This is a genomic window from Pseudomonas hygromyciniae, from assembly GCF_016925675.1.
Taxonomy (GTDB): Bacteria; Pseudomonadota; Gammaproteobacteria; order Pseudomonadales; family Pseudomonadaceae; genus Aquipseudomonas; species Aquipseudomonas hygromyciniae.
The window spans coordinates 1,790,097-1,808,339 of the sequence record NZ_CP070506.1 but is presented as its reverse complement, the minus strand read 5'-3'; the positions used below and the strand labels follow the sequence as shown (position 1 = coordinate 1,808,339).

Sequence of the window (18,243 nt, the reverse complement as noted above, 5' to 3'; positions counted from 1 at the left end):
GCTCCCACATTTTGAGCTTCAGCAACTTGCAGAAAGCACAAAGGCCACCCGAAGGTGGCCTTTGTGTGGTGAAGCGTCAGATAAGCGCGAGGCTTACTTGATCGCCCAGCCAGTCAGCTCGGACAAAGCCTTGCCGATGTCTGCCAGCGAACGCACGGTTTTCACGCCTGCGTCTTCCAGGGCAGCAAACTTCTCGTCTGCAGTGCCCTTGCCGCCAGAGATGATTGCGCCAGCATGGCCCATGCGCTTGCCCGCAGGGGCAGTCACACCAGCGATGTAGGAAACAACCGGCTTGGTCACGTGTGCCTTGATGTAGGCAGCCGCTTCTTCTTCAGCCGAACCGCCGATCTCACCGATCATTACGATCGCTTCGGTCTTCGGGTCTTCCTGGAACAGTTTCAGGATATCGATGAAGTTCGAGCCTGGGATCGGGTCACCGCCGATGCCGACGCAAGTCGACTGACCGAAACCGGCGTCAGTGGTCTGCTTCACAGCTTCGTAGGTCAGGGTGCCGGAACGGGAAACGATACCGACTTTGCCTGGCAAGTGAATGTGACCTGGCATGATGCCGATCTTGCATTCGCCTGGGGTGATCACACCTGGGCAGTTAGGGCCGATCAGGGTAACACCCAGCTCGTCGCACTTAACTTTAGCGTCCAGCATGTCCAGGGTAGGAATGCCTTCGGTGATGCAAACGATCAGCTTGATGCCGCCGAATGCTGCTTCCAGGATGGAGTCCTTGCAGAAAGGAGCTGGAACGTAGATCACGCTGGCGGTGGCGCCAGTTTGAGCAACAGCTTCTTTCACGGTGTTGAACACTGGCAGACCCAGGTGCTCGGTGCCGCCTTTGCCCGGAGTTACGCCACCGACCATCTTGGTGCCGTATTCGAGGGCTTGCTGGGTGTGGAAGCTACCTTGCGAACCGGTAATACCCTGGCAGATAACTTTGGTGTCTTTATTGATCAGGACGCTCATTATTTGCCCTCCGCAGCTTTGACAACTTGTTGAGCAGCGTCGGTCAGGCTGGTAGCCGCGATGATGTTCAAACCGCTTTCTGCCAGTACTTTAGCGCCCAGTTCAGCGTTGTTACCTTCAAGGCGTACAACAACCGGGATTTTCACGCCGACTTCTTTCACTGCACCGATGATGCCTTCGGCAATCATGTCGCAACGAACGATGCCGCCGAAGATGTTGACCAGTACTGCAGCGACGTTGGAGTCGGACAGGATGATCTTGAACGCTTCGGTAACGCGTTCTTTGGTAGCACCACCGCCCACGTCGAGGAAGTTGGCTGGTTTGCCGCCATGCAGGTTGACGATGTCCATGGTACCCATGGCCAGGCCAGCACCGTTGACCATGCAACCGATGTTACCTTCCAGGGCTACGTAGTTCAGTTCGAACTTGGCAGCGTGCGCTTCGCGCGGATCGTCTTGCGACGGATCGTGGAAAGTCTTCAGCTTAGGCTGACGGTACATGGCGTTGGCGTCGATGTTGATCTTGGCGTCGAGGCAATGCAGATCGCCGTCAGCCTTGATCACCAGCGGGTTCACTTCCAGCAGGGCCAGATCGTGATCCTGGAACAGTTTGGCCAGACCTACGAAGATCTTGGCGAACTGGGCAACTTGCTTGCCTTCCAGACCCAGCTGGAAAGCCAGCTCGCGACCCTGGAATGGCTGAGCGCCAACCAGTGGATCGATAGTGGCCTTGAGAATTTTTTCTGGGGTTTCGTGAGCGATCTTCTCGATGTCCACGCCACCTTCGGTGGAAGCCATGAACACGATGCGACGGCTCGAACGGTCAACGACAGCGCCCAGGTACAGCTCTTTAGCGATATCAGTGCACGATTCAACCAGGATCTTGGTGACTGGCTGGCCATTGGCGTCAGTCTGGTAAGTCACCAGACGCTTGCCCAGCCACTGCTGTGCGAAGGCCTTGGCGTCTTCTTTGCTGCGAACCAGCTTAACGCCGCCCGCTTTACCGCGACCACCAGCGTGGACCTGGGCTTTGACAACCCACTCGGTGCCGCCGATTTTGTCGCAAGCTTCTGCTGCTGCTTCCGGGGTGTCTACTGCGTAGCCCTTGGAAACTGGCAGGCCGTATTCAGCGAACAGCTGCTTACCCTGATACTCGTGAAGATTCATGCTTTTTACCGTCTTCGTTAGGTACTGCGCATTCGGCGCTGCGCTCATTATGAGTGCCGCGCCACCTGTGACTGCTGCTCGCACAACTTGCCGAACTTAAGCCCGGTCAAGCTGCACAAGACTGCGTCCAGCGGATATTCCGCGGTGAGTCTTGCGCGCAAGGCTCACGACGGGCAACTCCGCCGTGGTTTCTTATTATCTCGCTTAGCGCTTCTTGCGGTTGGCGATGTGGATGGCGCCGCCATTCACAGCCAACGCTGCTTCGTGCAACGCTTCGGACAGGGTCGGATGGGAGAAGACCATCATGCCCAGGTCTTCGGCACTGGTGCCGAATTCCATACCGATAGCGCCCTGCTGAACCAGTTCTGCAGCGCTTGGGCCAATCACGTGGACGCCCAATACGCGGTCAGTCTTGGCATCAGCGATGACTTTGACAAAACCGCCAGTGTCGTTCGCTGCCATGGCACGGCCAGAAGCGGCAAACGGGAAGGTGCCGACGTTAACTTCAACGCCTTCAGCTTTCAACTGCTGTTCGTTCTTACCAACCCATGCAATTTCCGGGTGGGTGTAGATAACCGAAGGGATCAGGTCGTAGTTCATCTGGGTCTTGTGACCCTTGATGCGCTCAACCACCATGATGCCTTCTTCGGATGCCTTGTGTGCCAGCATCATGCCGCGAACCACGTCACCGATGGCATAGACGCCAGGAACGGTGGTAGCGCAGTGATCGTCGACATGCACAAAGCCACGCTCGTCGATGGTCACGCCGCTGTCGGAAGCCAGCAGATCAGTGGTCACTGGACGGCGACCAACGGCAACGATCAGCTTGTCGAAAGTGATGGTCTGTTCGCCATCCTTGTCGGTGTAGGTCACGACAACTTCTTCGCCGTTGACTTTCGAACCGGTCACGCGAGCGCCCAGCTTGATGTCCAGACCTTGTTTGGTCAGGGTTTTAAGCGCTTCTTTGGACACCGCGGTGTCGGCAGCCAGCAGGAACGTGTCCAGGGCTTCCAGTACGGTCACTTCGGAACCCAGGCGGGACCAGACCGAACCCAATTCCAGGCCGATTACGCCAGCGCCGATCACGCCCAGGCGTTTTGGTACCGATTGGAATTCCAGGGCACCGGTCGAGTCCACGATCACGTTCTGATCAACTGGAGCCGGTGGAATGTCGATTGGACGCGAACCTGGAGCCAGGATCACGTTTTCGGCTTCGATGATTTCGGTCGAACCATCTGGCTTGGTGATTTCAACTTTCTTGCCGGCCAGCAGTTTGCCGTGACCTTGCAGGGAAGTAACGCCATTGGCCTTGAACAGGGTAGCAACGCCAGAGGTCAGGCCTTTGACGATGTTGGCCTTGCGGCCAACCATTGCTGGCACGTCCATGGTCACGCCAGCGTGGTTGATGCCGTGGATGGCAAAACCGTCCTGGGCTTCGTGGAATTTCCAGGAGCTGTCCAGCAGCGCCTTGGAAGGAATGCAACCCACGTTCAGGCAAGTACCGCCCAGCGCCAGTTTGCCTTCCTTGTCGGTGTATTTTTCGATGCAAGCAGTCGAGAGGCCCAGTTGAGCGGCCTTGATGGCGGCAACGTAGCCGCCAGGGCCCGCACCAATCACTACAACGTCAAATTTCTGCGACATGAAAAAAAATCCTCTTTAGCAAAAAAGCTTCAAGCCCGAGCCACAAGCCAGGCTGCAATTGCTTGCAGCTTGAAACTTGCAGCTCACGGCCGCTTTATCAGATATCCAGCAGCAGACGAGCTGGATCTTCCAGCAGGTTCTTGATGGTCACCAGGAAAGTCACGGCTTCTTTACCATCGATCAGGCGGTGATCGTAGGACAGTGCCAGGTACATCATCGGACGAATCACAACTTGGCCGTTGATGGCCATCGGACGCTGGATGATGTTGTGCATGCCCAGGATCGCGGCTTGCGGCGGGTTGACGATCGGGGTCGACATCATCGAACCGAAAGTACCACCGTTGGTGATCGTGAAGGTACCGCCGGTCATCTCGTCGATGGTCAGCTTGCCGTCACGGGCTTTCTTGCCGAAGCCAGCGATGCCGCCTTCGATTTCAGCCAGGCTCATCAGCTCGGCGTTACGCAGGACTGGCACCACCAGGCCACGGTCGCTGGAGACGGCAACGCCGATGTCAGCATAACCGTGGTAGACGATGTCGCTGCCGTCGATGGAAGCGTTGACTGCCGGGAAGCGCTTGAGTGCTTCGGTGGCCGCTTTCACGAAGAACGACATGAAGCCCAGGCGCACGCCATTGTGGGACTTCTCAAACAGATCCTTGTACTTCGAACGCAGGGCCATGACTTCTGTCATGTCGACTTCGTTGAAAGTGGTCAGCATCGCCATGTTCGACTGTGCTTCAACCAGGCGCTTGGCCACGGTGGCACGAACGCGGGTCATCGGTACGCGCTTCTCGGTGCGGTCGCCAGCGGCGAACACAGGAGCAGCGGCAGCCGGGGCAGCAGCCTTGGCAGGCGCGGCAGCCGGAGCGTTTTTCTTGGCTTCAACAGCAGCTACCACGTCTTCCTTGGTCACACGGCCGTCTTTGCCGGTGCCTTTGATGGAAGCCAGGTTGATGCCGTTTTCTTCAGCCAACTGGCGTGCAGCCGGTGCAGCGATTGGATCTTCACCACCAGCGGCCGGAGCGGCAGCAGCAGGTGCGGCAGCCGGAGCAGCAGCGGCGGCTGGAGCAGCGGCAGCAGCGCTGCCCGCTTCGATCGAGCCCAGTACCTGGTTGGACAGGACGGTTGCGCCCTCTTCGGCAACGATGGCACCCAGGACGCCGTCGGCTTCGGCCAACACTTCCAGCACGACCTTGTCAGTCTCGATGTCGACGATCAGGTCGTCACGCTTGACGGCCTCGCCTGGTTTCTTGTGCCAGGTGGCAACGGTGCCATCGGCAACCGATTCCGGGAATGACGGGGCTTTGATTTCGATAGCCATTATCTGTGGGTCCTTAAAATTCGGTTTCAGTCAGCGCGAAGGCGTTAAACAGTGAAAGCATCTTGCAGCAGTTTTTCCTGCTGCTCGGCGTGCATCGATGCATAACCACAAGCAGGCGCAGCAGAAGCATCACGACCGGCATACTCCAGGCTCAAGGCCTTGTTGTGGTTGCCGATGCTGCGACGCAGGTGATGCTGGCTGCTGTACCACGCGCCCTGGTTCATCGGTTCTTCCTGACACCACACCACATTGGTGAGGTTGGTGTAAGGCGCAATGGCCTCCATCAGGTCGTCTTCCGGGAACGGGTAAAGCTGCTCGATACGCACGATGGCGATGTCTTCGCGGCCTTCGGCACGACGTTTTTCCAGCAAGTCGTAGTAGACCTTGCCGCTGCACAGGATCAGGCGAGTGACCTTGGCCGCGTCCAGGGTGTCGATTTCCGAGATAACGGTCTGGAACGAACCATCGGCCAGATCTTCCAGGGTCGAGATGGCCAATTTGTGACGCAACAGCGATTTCGGAGTCAGCACTACCAACGGCTTGCGCAGCGGGCGGATCACCTGGCGACGCAGCAAGTGGTAGATCTGGGCCGGGGTAGTCGGTACGCAGACCTGGATATTGTGCTCGGCGCACAATTGCAGGTAACGCTCCAGACGGGCCGAGGAGTGCTCCGGACCCTGACCTTCATAACCGTGTGGCAGCAACATGGTCAGACCGCACAGACGGCCCCACTTGTGCTCGCCGCTGGTGATGAACTGGTCGATAACCACTTGGGCACCGTTGGCGAAGTCGCCGAACTGGGCTTCCCAGATCACCAGCGCGTTTGGCGTGGTGGTCGAGTAACCGTATTCGAACGCCAGCACGGCTTCTTCGGACAGGAACGAATCGTACAGGTCGAAACGTGGCTGGCCTTCATACAGGTGCTGCAACGGGATGTAGGTGCCCGCGTCTTTCTGGTTGTGCAATACCGCGTGACGGTGCGAGAACGTACCACGGCCGATGTCCTGGCCGGTCATGCGGATCGGGTGACCTTCGAACGCCAGGGTCGCGTATGCCATGGTTTCGGCATAACCCCAGTTGATCGGCAGGCCGCCGGCTTGCATCTTCTGACGGTCTTCGTAGATCTTCGCAACCTGGCGCTGTACTACGAAGCCTTCCGGGATTTCCAGCAGCTTGGCGGACAGTTCCTGCAGGGTCTTCAGATCGAACGAGGTGTCGTGACGCGCAGTCCAGGCGTGGCCCAGGTACGGGCGCCAGTCCACGAACAACTCTTTGTTCGGTTCCTTGACCAGGCTTTTTACTACATGCAGACCGTTGTCCAGCGCGTTGCGGTATTCATCGATCTTCGCCTGAACACGCGCTTCATCCAGCACACCGGCCTTGGTCAGGCTTTCGGCGTACAGCTCACGGGTGGTGCGCTGCTTGGTGATCTGCTGGTACATCAACGGTTGGGTGCCGCTAGGCTCATCCGCTTCGTTGTGACCGCGACGGCGGTAGCAAACCAGGTCGATGACCACGTCACGCTTGAACTGCATGCGGTAGTCAATGGCCAGTTGGGTCACGAACAATACAGCTTCCGGATCATCCCCATTCACATGGAGGATCGGCGCCTGGATCATCTTGGCAACGTCGGTCGCGTACTCGGTAGAGCGCGCGTCCAGCGGGTTGCTGATGGTGAAACCAACCTGGTTGTTGATAACGATGTGAACGGTACCGCCGGTCTTGAAGCCGCGGGTCTGCGACATCTGGAACGTTTCCAGGACCACGCCTTGACCGGCGAATGCCGCGTCACCGTGGATGGAAATCGGCAGAACCTTCTCACCGGTAGAATCGTTGCGACGATCCTGACGCGCACGTACCGAACCCTCGACCACTGGAGAAACGATTTCCAGGTGGGATGGGTTGAACGCCATGGCCAGGTGAACTTCACCGCCGGTGGTCATCACGTTGGACGAGAAGCCCTGGTGGTATTTAACGTCACCGGAACCCAGCTCGACCTTCTTCTTGCCTTCGAACTCGTCGAACAGCTCGCGCGGGTTCTTGCCGAAGGTGTTGACCAACACGTTCAGGCGACCACGGTGAGCCATGCCGATCACGATTTCCTTGGTGCCGTAGGAACCGGAACGCTGGATCAGTTCGTCAAGCATCGGAATCAGGCTCTCGCCGCCTTCCAGGCCGAAACGCTTGGTGCCCGGGTATTTGGTACCCAGGTACTTTTCAAGGCCTTCGGCAGCGGTTACGCGCTCAAGCAGGTGGCCGCGCACATCGGCGGACAGCACCGGACGGCCACGCACGCCTTCCAGGCGATGCTGGAACCAGTGGCGCTGCTCGGAATCGGTGATATGCGTAAATTCAGCGCCGATGGTGCGGCAATATGTCTGCTGCAACGCTTCGTGAATTTCGCGTAGGCTCGCTTCCTCTTTGCCGATGAACAGGTCGCCGGCACGGAAAATCGTATCAAGATCGGCATTGGTCAAGCCGTAGTGATTGATCGACAGGTCTGCAGGTGCAGGACGCTGCCACAGCCCCAGCGGATCAAGCTGGGCTGCCTGGTGGCCACGCATACGGTAGGCCTGGATCAGTCGCAGTACTTCAACTTGCTTCTTCTCGTGCTCACTGCTCACGCTCCCGGCGGAAACCGGTTGGGCGCGGCGCTGGTTCTTTGCCAGCAGCACAAACTGATCGCGAATTGTTGCGTGCGATACATCGGTGGCAGCGTTGCCGTCTGAAGACAACGTCTGAAATTTGGTGCGCCATTCTTCTGGCACAGCGTTAGGGTCGTGCAGGTAGAGCTCATAAAGCTCTTCCACATAGGCAGCGTTACCACCTGAAAGATAGCCGCTGTTCCACATGCGCTGCATCACGCTTTCTTGCATGCTTGGTCACCCTCGATTTGGGGACACCACCGGCGAAAACACCGAGTTTGCTTGCAAAAGGCCAAGTGCAGCGACCAAAACAAGCCACTTAGGATCACGCTGATAGTTCGGGTACCAACCCGAATGCCCCTGCTTGTCTCATTTCTTCAAAGTAAGAGCTGCGGCTTTGTAAGTCGCTGCTCAAGTTAAAACTACGGCGCCGGTTGAAGCCTGCGCCGTAGCATTTACGGGCACAACGGTCCTGCTTTTACTACAACGTCTTACACGCCGCTTTGCAGCAGCATGTTACGGATGTGACCAATGGCCTTAGTCGGGTTCAGGCCTTTGGGACATACGTTGACGCAGTTCATGATCCCGCGGCAGCGGAATACGCTGAACGGGTCATCCAGTGAAGCCAGACGCTCGGACGTCTTGGTGTCACGGCTGTCTGCCAGGAAGCGATAGGCTTGCAGCAGAGCAGCTGGACCCAGGAACTTGTCCGGGTTCCACCAGAAGGACGGGCAAGAGGTCGAGCAGCAAGCGCACAGGATGCACTCGTACAGACCGTCGAGCTTCTCGCGCTCTTCCGGGGACTGCAGACGCTCGATGGCCGGAGCCGGCGTGTCGTTCTGCAGGAATGGCTTAACCTTCTCGTATTGCTTGTAGAAGATGCTCATATCGACGACCAGGTCACGGATAACCGGCAAACCTGGCAATGGACGGACAACGAGCGTGCCTTTCTTGACCACGGCAGACAGCGGCGTAACACACGCCAGGCCGTTTTTGCCGTTGATGTTCATGCCGTCGGAACCGCAGACACCTTCACGGCAAGAGCGACGATAGGAGAAACCTTCGTCCTGCTCTTTGATCAGGGCCAGCACATCCAGCACCATCAGGTCTTTACCACCGGTATCGACCGTGAATTCCTGCATGAACGGCGCAGCGTCCTGATCAGGGTTGTAGCGATAAACACTGACTTTCAACATGGCAGCCACCCTTAGTAAGTCCGAATTTTCGGTTCAAACGTCGGAACCGTCTTCGGCGAGAAGTTCACAGCACGCTTGGTTACGCGCTTGTCACCCGGGAAGTACAGGGTGTGGCACAACCAGTTTTCGTCATCGCGATCTTCATAGTCTTCACGAGCGTGGGCACCACGGGATTCTTTACGAACCTCGGCGGCGATCGCAGTCGCTTCAGCCACTTCCAACAGGTTTTGCAGCTCAAGGGCTTCGATACGAGCGGTGTTGAACGCCTGGCTCTTATCGTTGATCTTGACGTTGGCAATCCGCTTGCGCAGGTCAGCCAGTTGGGTAATACCCTTCTGCATGTATTCGCCAGTACGGAATACACCGAAGTAGTTCTGCATGCAGCTTTGCAGCTCGCGACGCAGGGTTGCCACATCTTCGCCATCAGTGCGCTCGTTCAGAGCATTCAGGCGCGCCAGGGCAGCTTCGATGTTGGCGTCGGTCGCGTCATCGTACTCGATGCCGTCGGTCAGGGCCTTTTCCAGGTGCAGGCCGGCAGCGCGACCGAATACCACCAGGTCGAGCAGCGAGTTGCCGCCCAGACGGTTGGCACCGTGTACCGATACGCAAGCCACTTCGCCTACAGCGAACAGACCATGAATGATCTCGTCCACGCCTTCGGCGTTCTGGGTGATCGCCTGGCCATGAATGTTGGTCGGCACGCCGCCCATCATATAGTGGCAAGTTGGAACCACCGGAACCGGAGCAACAACCGGGTCAACGTGCGCGAATGTCTTGGACAGTTCGCAGATACCTGGCAAGCGGCTGTGCAGCACTTCCTCGCCCAGGTGATCGAGCTTCAACATCACGTGGTCGCCGTTCGGGCCGCAACCGTTGCCGGCGATGATTTCTTTAACCATCGAACGGGCAACCACGTCACGACCGGCAAGGTCCTTGGCGTTCGGAGCATAACGCTCCATGAAACGTTCGCCGTGCTTGTTGATCAGGTAACCACCTTCACCGCGGCACCCTTCTGTAACCAGTACACCGGCACCGGCGATGCCGGTTGGGTGGAACTGCCACATTTCGATGTCTTGTACCGGAACGCCTGCACGCAGGGCCATGCCAACGCCGTCGCCGGTGTTGATCAGGGCATTGGTGGTCGAAGCGTAGATACGGCCTGCACCGCCCGTCGCCAGAACAGTAGCCTTGGCGCGGATGTAGGTGGTTTCACCGGTTTCGATGCAGATAGCGATCACGCCGACGAATGCGCCGTCCTGGTTTTTCACCAGGTCAACTGCGTAGTACTCGTTCAGGAACGTGGTGCCGGCTTTCAGGTTGCCCTGATAAAGGGTATGCAGCAGTGCGTGACCGGTACGGTCGGATGCCGCGCAGGTACGGGCAGCCTGGCCGCCTTTACCGTAATCCTTGGACTGGCCGCCGAATGGACGCTGGTAGATACGGCCTTGCTCGGTACGGGAGAACGGCAGACCCATGTGGTCCAGCTCGAACACCGCAGCCGGGCCTTCCTGACACATGTACTCGATAGCGTCCTGGTCACCGATATAGTCGGAGCCCTTGACGGTATCGTACATGTGCCAGCGCCAGTCGTCGTTCGGATCGGCAGAAGCGATGGCGCAGGTGATGCCACCCTGGGCCGATACGGTGTGGGAACGGGTCGGGAACACCTTGGTGATCACGGCCGTCTTGTGACCGCCCTGGGCCAGCTGCAGTGCAGCACGCATGCCGGCGCCGCCGCCACCAATAATGATGGCGTCAAAAGAAATCGTTGGAATGTTAGCCATGAATCAGATACCCCAGAGAATCTGCACACCCCAGACGAAGTAAGCGAACATCGCGACGCCGCATACTGCCTGGAAAAGGAAACGTACTGCAGTCGCGGACTTGCCCAGCGCCATCGGCGTCAGGTAGTCGGTCGCGATGGTCCACATGCCGACCCAGGCGTGAGCGCCCAGGGCCACAAGGGCGAGCAGACTGAAGATACGCATCCCGTTGTGGGAGAACAGACCATGCCATTGGGCGTAGCCAATGCCAGGGTTTGCAACGAGGTACCCGATCAGGAAAATGAAATAAGCCGCGAGAACGACCGCAGACACACGCTGCGCCATCCAGTCATAGAGGCCCGAACGCGAAAGGTTCGTAACGCTGGTTACCATATCCAAACTCCTGCCAGAACGATCAGCACCACGGAAATGGCGATGATGATTTTCGAGCCCAGGCGGCCGCCTTCCAGCGTCTCACCGATGCCCATATCCATGATCAAGTGGCGCACACCGGCTACCAGGTGATACAGCAGAGCGGACAGGAGGCCCCATGCTACGAACTTGGCCAGCGGGCTGGTCAAGCATGCCTTCACCTCGGCGTATCCTTCCTCGGAACCCAGGGATTTGCTCAATGCATAAAGCATGATGCCCAAGCCCAGGAACAGGATGATGCCGGAAACACGGTGCAGGAACGACGTAACGCCGGTGATGGGGAGTTTGATGGTCCTTAGGTCTAGGTTTACAGGTCGTTGGCTATTCACGGCTTTTTTTCACACTGAAGAGCCCCTAACAATCAGGGCAAAGTTGTTGGGGAGTGCACTGGTCAGGTAAGCACCACCCAGGGAGTGCGACCCCCAATGAAAGCAAGCCCAAAAGCCCTTGGCGGTCGGTGGCCGAGTATAGACAGTTAGGCTACTAATGACAACGCGCGCTCCTCACCCTAATAGCTGATTGCGCTGACGGGATAAAAGGCGTAAACGGCAGGCAATTTCGAGGAAAAAGTACGGTTAAAGCCTTCTGGGGCAAGACTTTAGGCAAATTGACATCTGGATTTATATCAATATAGTGGTGCGGGCCCTGCGTGGGGGGTCTGTCTGATGATTTGAAGCATAAATAGGAGGCCACATGGCTGACAAAAAAGCGCAGTTGATCATCGAGGGCGCAGCCCCCGTCGAGCTGCCCATTTTAACCGGCACCGTTGGTCCCGATGTTATCGACGTACGGGGCCTGACGGCCACGGGCCGTTTCACTTTCGACCCAGGCTTCATGTCGACCGCTTCTTGCGAATCGAAGATTACCTATATCGACGGCGACAATGGCATTCTGCTGCATCGCGGCTACCCGATCGAACAACTGGCCGAGAAATCGGACTACCTGGAAACCTGCTACCTGCTGCTAAATGGCGAATTGCCAACAGCCGAGCAAAAAGCCCAGTTTGTCAGCACCGTGAAGAACCACACCATGGTTCACGAGCAGTTGAAGACTTTCTTCAACGGCTTCCGTCGCGACGCCCACCCGATGGCCGTCATGTGCGGCGTAGTCGGCGCCCTGTCGGCCTTCTATCACGACTCCCTGGACATCAATAACCCGCAGCATCGCGAAATCTCCGCGATCCGCCTGGTTGCCAAGATGCCGACCCTGGCCGCAATGGTTTACAAGTACTCCATGGGCCAACCCATGATGTACCCGCGTAACGACCTGACGTACGCGGAGAACTTCCTGCACATGATGTTCAACACCCCGTGCGAGATCAAACCGATCAGCCCGGTGCTGGCCAAGGCCATGGACCGGATCTTCATCCTCCATGCCGACCACGAACAGAACGCCTCGACGTCCACCGTGCGCCTGGCGGGCTCCTCGGGTGCCAATCCGTTCGCCTGTATCGCCGCTGGTATCGCCGCACTGTGGGGCCCTGCCCACGGCGGTGCGAACGAAGCCGTGTTGACCATGCTCGATGAAATCGGCGATGTGTCCAACATCGACAAGTTCATCGCCAAGGCCAAGGACAAGAACGATCCGTTCAAGCTGATGGGCTTCGGTCACCGGGTCTACAAGAACCGCGACCCGCGCGCCACCGTGATGAAGCAGACCTGCGACGAAGTGTTGAAGGAACTGGGGATCAACAACGATCCGCAACTCGAACTGGCCATGCGCCTGGAAGAGATCGCCCTGACCGACCCGTACTTCATCGAACGCTCGCTGTACCCGAACGTCGACTTCTACTCGGGGATCATCCTCAAGGCAATCGGCATTCCAACCAGCATGTTCACCGTGATCTTCGCCCTGGCGCGGACCGTGGGCTGGATCTCCCACTGGAAAGAAATGCTCTCCAGCCCGTACAAGATTGGCCGCCCGCGCCAGCTGTACACCGGCTACGAGTCGCGTGACATTACCAAGCTGGAAGATCGCAAGTAAGCATTCAACTGCTTAGCTGCATTGAGAACGGCCTCCCTTAGTGGAGGCCGTTTTTGTTTGTGCTGCCTGACATACCGCTTTCGCGAGCAAGCCCGCGAAAGCAATAACCCAGGCAACACAGAACCCCAGGCAAAAAAATGCCCCGGCCTTTGGACCGGGGCATTTCTTATTGAGCTACAACCTTAGTGGTTAACCGCCCCGCTCGCCCCCAGGCCAGTCTGCGAACGCACAAACTGCGGGAAGTACAGCGCACGCTCTTTCACCGCCGCCGCCGACTTGTCGGTGATGGAGAAGAACCAGATACCCACGAACGCGATGATCATCGAGAACAGCGCCGGGTATTCGTACGGGAAGATCGCCTTTTCATGGTGCAGGATCGAGACCCAGATGGTCGGGCCGAGGATCATCAGGCCAACCGCACTGACCAGACCCAACCAACCGCCAATCATCGCGCCACGGGTGGTGAGGTTCTTCCAGTACATGGAAAGCAGCAGCACCGGGAAGTTACAGCTGGCCGCAATGGAGAACGCCAGGCCGACCATGAACGCAATGTTCTGGCTTTCGAACAGGATGCCCAAGCCAATCGCCAGCACTGCCAGGGCGATGGTGGTGATCTTCGACACGCGAATCTCATCCTTCTCGTTGGCCTTGCCTTTCTTGATCACGCTGGCATACAGGTCATGGGACACCGCCGAAGCACCGGCCAGGGTCAAGCCGGCAACCACCGCGAGGATGGTGGCAAACGCCACGGCCGAGATGAAGCCCAGGAAGATACTGCCACCCACCGCATTGGCCAGGTGCACCGCCGCCATGTTGTTGCCGCCCAACAGAGCGCCTGCTGCATCCTTGAACGCCGGGTTGGTGCTGACCAGCAGAATCGCGCCGAAGCCGATGATAAAGGTCAGGATATAGAAGTAGCCGATAAAGCCAGTGGCATACAGCACGCTCTTACGGGCTTCTTTGGCGTCACTCACGGTGAAGAAGCGCATCAGGATGTGTGGCAGGCCAGCGGTACCGAACATCAGGGCCAGGCCCAGGGAGAACGCCGAGATCGGATCCTTGACCAAGCCGCCAGGGCTCATGATCGCCTCGCCTTTAGGGTGGACCTTGATCGCCTCGGAGAACAGTACGTTGAAGTCGAAGTTGACGTGCTTCATCACCATCAGCGCCATGAACGAGGCACCGGACAGCAGCAGCACCGCCTTGATGATCTGCACCCAAGTGGTGGCCAGCATGCCGCCGAACAACACATAGAGGCACATCAGGATGCCCACCAGGATCACCGCTACATGGTAATCAAGGCCGAACAGCAGTTGGATCAGCTTGCCCGCGCCGACCATCTGCGCGATCAGGTAGAACGCCACCACCACCAGCGAACCACAGGCCGACAGGCTGCGGATCTGGGTTTGCCCGAGACGATAGGACGCCACGTCGGCAAACGTGTACTTGCCCAGGTTACGCAGGCGCTCGGCGATCAGGAACAGAATGATCGGCCAGCCCACCAGGAAGCCGATCGAGTAGATCAGGCCATCGTAGCCAGAGGTGAACACCAGTGCGGAAATCCCCAGGAAAGACGCCGCCGACATATAGTCACCGGCGATCGCCAGGCCGTTCTGGAATCCGGTGATCTTGCCACCCGCGGCATAGTAGTCGGCCGCCGAGTTGTTACGTTTGGATGCCCAGTAGGTAATGCACAATGTTGCGCCGACGAAGGCGACAAACATCAGGATCGCTGCGATGTTCAGCGGTTGCTTGTGCACTTCACCGGTCAATGCATCCGCCGCCCAAACAGCAGGAGCAAAAAGCGAAGCGCCGAATACAGCCAATAGACGACGGATCATTGCGCAGCCTCCTTGAGAATCGCATTGTTCAGGTCGTCGAATTCGCCGTTGGCGCGTCGCACGTAGATGCCTGTGAGAACAAAGGCCGAGACAATCAGCCCCACCCCGATAGGGATCCCCCAGGTTATGGACGATTCAGGACTGATCTTGGCCCCCAGCACTTGGGGTCCATAAGCGATCAACAGGATGAATCCGGAGTAAAGCCCTAGCATGATCGCCGAGAGAATCCAGGCGAACTTTTCCCTTTTTCTTACCAGCTCCTTGAAGCGCGGGCTGTTTTGAATCGAGAGGTAAATGCTGTCATTCATTGTTTTTATCCTCGCAGCACAGCTTTTTTATTATCGGAACGTATCCACTGTATGCGGCTGCAGGACAGGTTCCAGACGACCTTAGTCTTAGAACCAGTGTAGCGAGGGTTTACGGCGCGGCAGAAACAATTGTAGGAGCGAGCTTGCTCGCGAAAAACATCAACGATAACGCGCACATCCTGGATGCTTGCGGTGTCTTTGCGTTCTTCGCGAGCAAGCTCGCTCCTACAGGTTTATCCGATTAATTGGCGGTCCACTCAGCCACACGCTCAGGATGCTTGGCCACCCAATCCTTGGCCGCCGCATCAGGCTTGGCACCTTCCTGAATAGCCAGCATCACTTCGCCGATTTCATCCTTGGAGGCCCACTGGAATTTCTTCAGGAATGCCGCGACTTCCGGGGCTTTCTTTTCCAGGCCCTTGCTGCCGATGCTATTGACCGTCTCGGCGGCGCCATAAATGCCTTTTGGATCTTCAAGGAAACGCAGTTTCCACTTGGCGAACATCCAGTGCGGCACCCAGCCGGTCACCGCGATGGAGTCCTGCTTGTCTTCGGCACGGGTCAATTCCGCGATCATTGCCGCCCCGGAGCTGGCTTGCAGCTTATAGTCCAGCCCGTATTGCTTGATGGCCTCGTCAGTCTTGAGCATCACGCCTGAACCGGCATCGATGCCAACAATCTTGTTCTTGAAGGTGGTGTCGGTCTTCAAGTCCTCGATGGACTTGGCCTTGACGTACTCCGGTACGATCAAGCCGATCTTCGCATCCTTGAAGTTGGGGCCGTAGTCGACCACCTTGTCCTTGTTCTTGGTCCAATACTCGCCGTGAGTGACCGGCAGCCAGGCCGAGAGCATGGCGTCGAGTTTGCCGGTGGCCACGCCCTGCCACATGATCCCGGTGGCAACTGCCTGCAGTTTCACGTCATAACCGAGCTTTTGCTTGATCACCTCAGCCGCCACGTGGGTGGTGGCAACACTGTCCGACCAGCCGTCCACATAGCCGATGCTCAGGGTCTTGCTGTCGGCGCTGGCCAGTGTGGAACCCATCGCAACTACCAACGTGGCAGCTGCGCCCAAGAGTCGTCGCATCTTCATAGTGCATCCCCGAAAGTGCTGCGCCCGACGGATGCCGAGCGACGTCAACCTGTTGTTCTATGGTGCTGTAGGATCATCAACCCGCCGCCCCCGGCGACCTGCTCTGACTACGACCTCGGGTAAGCAAGAAACGACATCAAGTTGCCAGCAGGACGAACTGTAGGAAATCCCGTCAAAATTCCGCCCAAACTTTGCATGTCAAAATTATGCGACCCCACTGAAAACCGGCAAATACAGGTAACATGCGCGCCTTTGCTCCCACACGGCCTGACCATGACCGCGACTGCTCGCTTCCCCTTGCTGCCTTATGTATTTGCCTTGCTGCTCGGCCTGTTCGCCCTCGGTGGCTACTGGTACGGCCTTGGCCAGCCGGTAGTGCTGCCGGATGTGGCCAGCGCCAGCCACAAGCTGCAATGCGCGTCCTACACACCGTTCGACAAGGACCAATCGCCGTTCGACCAGCCCTTCAAACTGCGCCCCGAGCGCATGAACGCCGACCTGGCACTGCTGGCCACGCGTTTTGAGTGCATCCGCACCTACTCCCAGACCGGCCTCGAGGCCTTGCCTGACCTGGCGCGCAAACACGGGCTGAAGCTGATGAGCGGCGCCTGGATCAGCAGCAACCCGGTAGACAATGCCAAGGAAGTCGACAAGCTGATCGCCTCGGCCAATGCCAACCCCGACGTGGTCACATCGGTGATCGTCGGTAACGAAGCCTTGCTGCGCAAGGAAATCACCGCCACGCAGTTGGTGAAGTTGATCGAGCAGGTCAAAAGCCAGATCCAGCAGCCGGTCACCTACGCCGACGTCTGGGAGTTCTGGCTGCAACACCCGGAAATTGCCCCGGCGGTGGATTTCCTGACCATTCACCTATTGCCGTACTGGGAAGATAACCCGGCGGGCATCGATCAGGCCCTGCGCCATGTCAGCGATATTCGCCAGACATTCGGTAACCGCTTCGCCCCCAAGGACGTGATGATCGGCGAAACCGGCTGGCCCAGCGAAGGCCGTCAGCGGGAAACCGCGGTGCCGAGCCGGGTCAACGAAGCCAAGTTCATTCGCGGCTTTGTCGCCATGGCCGAAGCCAATGGCTGGCACTACAACCTGATCGAAGCCTTTGACCAGCCGTGGAAGCGCGCCAGCGAAGGTGCGGTCGGCGGTTACTGGGGGCTGTTTGATGCCGATCGCCAGGACAAGGGCATTCTGGCCGGCCCGGTCACCAACGTGCCGTACTGGCCTGTGTGGCTGGGTGTTGGCGGGTTGATCCTGCTAGGCACCCTGGTGCTCGGCGGACGTGTTCGCACCACCCGCGCCGCGTTGTTGCTGCCGTTGCTGGGCGCGGTAGCGGCGGGTTCGATTGGCAGTTGGGCCGAACTGACCCGGGTGACTGCGCGCTTCACTGATGAATGGATCTGGGCCGGGCTGTTGCTTGCCCTGAACCTGTTGGTGCTGGCCCATGCAGCCCTGGCCTTGAGCGCTCGCCAGGGTTGGCGCGAACGGGCCTTCGCCTGGCTGGAGCAACGCGCTGGCTGGCTGATCGCATTTGCCGGGTTCGCCACGGCGGTGATGATGCTGGCGCTGGTGTTCGACCCACGCTACCGCAGCTTCCCCAGCGCCGCCCTGCTGCTGCCGGCGCTGGTCTACCTGCTGCGCCCAGTGACCGGGCCACGACGGGAAATTGCCCTGCTGGCCTTCATCATCGGCGCCGGCATTGCGCCGCAGCTGTATCGCGAAGGCTTGATGAACCAGCAAGCGCTGGGTTGGGCGGTGGTGAGTGGGTTGATGGTTGCTGCCCTGTGGCGTTGCCTGCGAGTGCGCAAGGCTTGAGATTGCTATCGCGGGCAAGCCCGCTCCCACATTCGACCGCGTACTAAATGTG

Annotated in this window: 14 protein-coding genes; 2 read left to right on the top strand and 12 right to left on the bottom strand. The window is 58.3% G+C overall.

What is annotated here, in order from left to right; all coding sequences use genetic code 11:
• Positions 1-93: 93 nt before the first annotated feature.
• The 9 genes from sucD to sdhC all read right to left on the bottom strand — a co-directional run bounded on the left by sucD (position 94) and on the right by sdhC (position 11,468).
• Positions 94-975 carry a succinate--CoA ligase subunit alpha gene (gene sucD, locus JTY93_RS08010; protein ID WP_057438865.1) on the bottom strand — a complete coding sequence of 294 codons (882 nt, stop codon included), beginning with the start codon at positions 973-975 and terminating at the stop codon, positions 94-96.
• On the bottom strand, positions 975-2,141 hold the full coding sequence (gene sucC, locus JTY93_RS08005) for an ADP-forming succinate--CoA ligase subunit beta (RefSeq protein ID WP_003233235.1): 1,167 nt from the start codon (positions 2,139-2,141) through the stop codon (positions 975-977). Before sucC ends, sucD begins: the two co-directional genes overlap by 1 nt.
• A gap of 204 nt (positions 2,142-2,345) precedes the next feature.
• A complete protein-coding gene (lpdA, locus tag JTY93_RS08000) occupies positions 2,346-3,782 on the bottom strand; it encodes a dihydrolipoyl dehydrogenase (protein ID WP_029292680.1) in 1,437 nt (478 codons plus the stop codon).
• Positions 3,783-3,879: 97 nt separating this feature from the next.
• Positions 3,880-5,103, bottom strand: coding sequence for a 2-oxoglutarate dehydrogenase complex dihydrolipoyllysine-residue succinyltransferase (odhB, locus tag JTY93_RS07995; protein WP_205475590.1), 1,224 nt, complete (start codon positions 5,101-5,103; stop codon positions 3,880-3,882).
• A gap of 44 nt (positions 5,104-5,147) precedes the next feature.
• A complete protein-coding gene (locus JTY93_RS07990) occupies positions 5,148-7,979 on the bottom strand; it encodes a 2-oxoglutarate dehydrogenase E1 component (RefSeq protein WP_205475591.1) in 2,832 nt (943 codons plus the stop codon).
• 260 nt (positions 7,980-8,239) lie between these two features.
• On the bottom strand, positions 8,240-8,944 hold the full coding sequence (locus JTY93_RS07985) for a succinate dehydrogenase iron-sulfur subunit (protein WP_169994342.1): 705 nt from the start codon (positions 8,942-8,944) through the stop codon (positions 8,240-8,242).
• 11 nt (positions 8,945-8,955) lie between these two features.
• On the bottom strand, positions 8,956-10,728 hold the full coding sequence (sdhA, locus tag JTY93_RS07980; RefSeq protein ID WP_169994344.1) for a succinate dehydrogenase flavoprotein subunit: 1,773 nt from the start codon (positions 10,726-10,728) through the stop codon (positions 8,956-8,958).
• Between the two features lie 3 nt (positions 10,729-10,731).
• Positions 10,732-11,100 (bottom strand): succinate dehydrogenase, hydrophobic membrane anchor protein, encoded by a 369-nt coding sequence (gene sdhD / locus JTY93_RS07975; protein WP_029292670.1) that lies wholly within the window; start codon positions 11,098-11,100, stop codon positions 10,732-10,734.
• Positions 11,094-11,468, bottom strand: coding sequence for a succinate dehydrogenase, cytochrome b556 subunit (gene sdhC / locus JTY93_RS07970; RefSeq protein ID WP_003172804.1), 375 nt, complete (start codon positions 11,466-11,468; stop codon positions 11,094-11,096). The genes sdhD and sdhC overlap by 7 nt, the downstream gene beginning before the upstream one ends.
• Before the next feature lie 364 nt (positions 11,469-11,832).
• Here sdhC and gltA point away from each other — a divergent pair, with 364 nt between their 5' ends.
• The gene (gene gltA, locus JTY93_RS07965) at positions 11,833-13,122 is read left to right on the top strand and encodes a citrate synthase (protein WP_003222994.1); all 1,290 of its coding nucleotides are present in this window, start codon (positions 11,833-11,835) and stop codon (positions 13,120-13,122) included.
• A 182-nt stretch (positions 13,123-13,304) separates the two neighbouring features.
• Here the strand turns inward: gltA and JTY93_RS07960 are convergent, their stop codons facing one another.
• The 3 genes from JTY93_RS07960 to JTY93_RS07950 form a co-directional block, all read right to left on the bottom strand.
• Positions 13,305-14,963 carry a cation acetate symporter gene (locus tag JTY93_RS07960; protein ID WP_205475592.1) on the bottom strand — a complete coding sequence of 553 codons (1,659 nt, stop codon included), beginning with the start codon at positions 14,961-14,963 and terminating at the stop codon, positions 13,305-13,307.
• Complete coding sequence (locus tag JTY93_RS07955; RefSeq protein ID WP_029292656.1) at positions 14,960-15,271, bottom strand: DUF485 domain-containing protein; 312 nt, start codon at positions 15,269-15,271, stop codon at positions 14,960-14,962. Before JTY93_RS07955 ends, JTY93_RS07960 begins: the two co-directional genes overlap by 4 nt.
• Before the next feature lie 241 nt (positions 15,272-15,512).
• Positions 15,513-16,364, bottom strand: coding sequence for a glycine betaine ABC transporter substrate-binding protein (locus tag JTY93_RS07950; protein WP_205475593.1), 852 nt, complete (start codon positions 16,362-16,364; stop codon positions 15,513-15,515).
• A 273-nt stretch (positions 16,365-16,637) separates the two neighbouring features.
• Between JTY93_RS07950 and JTY93_RS07945 the strand changes: the two genes are divergently transcribed.
• A complete protein-coding gene (locus JTY93_RS07945) occupies positions 16,638-18,191 on the top strand; it encodes a glycoside hydrolase family 17 protein (RefSeq protein WP_205475594.1) in 1,554 nt (517 codons plus the stop codon).
• Positions 18,192-18,243 lie beyond the last annotated feature (52 nt).

Excerpts from the sequence above, each read along its gene's own strand:
- JTY93_RS07990 (WP_205475591.1), bottom strand. The coding sequence starts at position 7,979 with ATGCAAGAAAGCGTGATGCAGCGCATGTGGAACAGCGGCTATCTTTCA.
- JTY93_RS07945 (WP_205475594.1), top strand. The coding sequence starts at position 16,638 with ATGACCGCGACTGCTCGCTTCCCCTTGCTGCCTTATGTATTTGCCTTG.
- JTY93_RS07985 (WP_169994342.1), bottom strand. The coding sequence starts at position 8,944 with ATGTTGAAAGTCAGTGTTTATCGCTACAACCCTGATCAGGACGCTGCG.
- gltA (WP_003222994.1), top strand. The coding sequence starts at position 11,833 with ATGGCTGACAAAAAAGCGCAGTTGATCATCGAGGGCGCAGCCCCCGTC.
- sucC (WP_003233235.1), bottom strand. The coding sequence starts at position 2,141 with ATGAATCTTCACGAGTATCAGGGTAAGCAGCTGTTCGCTGAATACGGC.
- JTY93_RS07960 (WP_205475592.1), bottom strand. The coding sequence starts at position 14,963 with ATGATCCGTCGTCTATTGGCTGTATTCGGCGCTTCGCTTTTTGCTCCT.
- sucD (WP_057438865.1), bottom strand. The coding sequence starts at position 975 with ATGAGCGTCCTGATCAATAAAGACACCAAAGTTATCTGCCAGGGTATT.
- JTY93_RS07955 (WP_029292656.1), bottom strand. The coding sequence starts at position 15,271 with ATGAATGACAGCATTTACCTCTCGATTCAAAACAGCCCGCGCTTCAAG.
- sdhA (WP_169994344.1), bottom strand. The coding sequence starts at position 10,728 with ATGGCTAACATTCCAACGATTTCTTTTGACGCCATCATTATTGGTGGC.
- sdhD (WP_029292670.1), bottom strand. The coding sequence starts at position 11,100 with ATGGTAACCAGCGTTACGAACCTTTCGCGTTCGGGCCTCTATGACTGG.
- JTY93_RS07950 (WP_205475593.1), bottom strand. The coding sequence starts at position 16,364 with ATGAAGATGCGACGACTCTTGGGCGCAGCTGCCACGTTGGTAGTTGCG.
- lpdA (WP_029292680.1), bottom strand. The coding sequence starts at position 3,782 with ATGTCGCAGAAATTTGACGTTGTAGTGATTGGTGCGGGCCCTGGCGGC.
- odhB (WP_205475590.1), bottom strand. The coding sequence starts at position 5,103 with ATGGCTATCGAAATCAAAGCCCCGTCATTCCCGGAATCGGTTGCCGAT.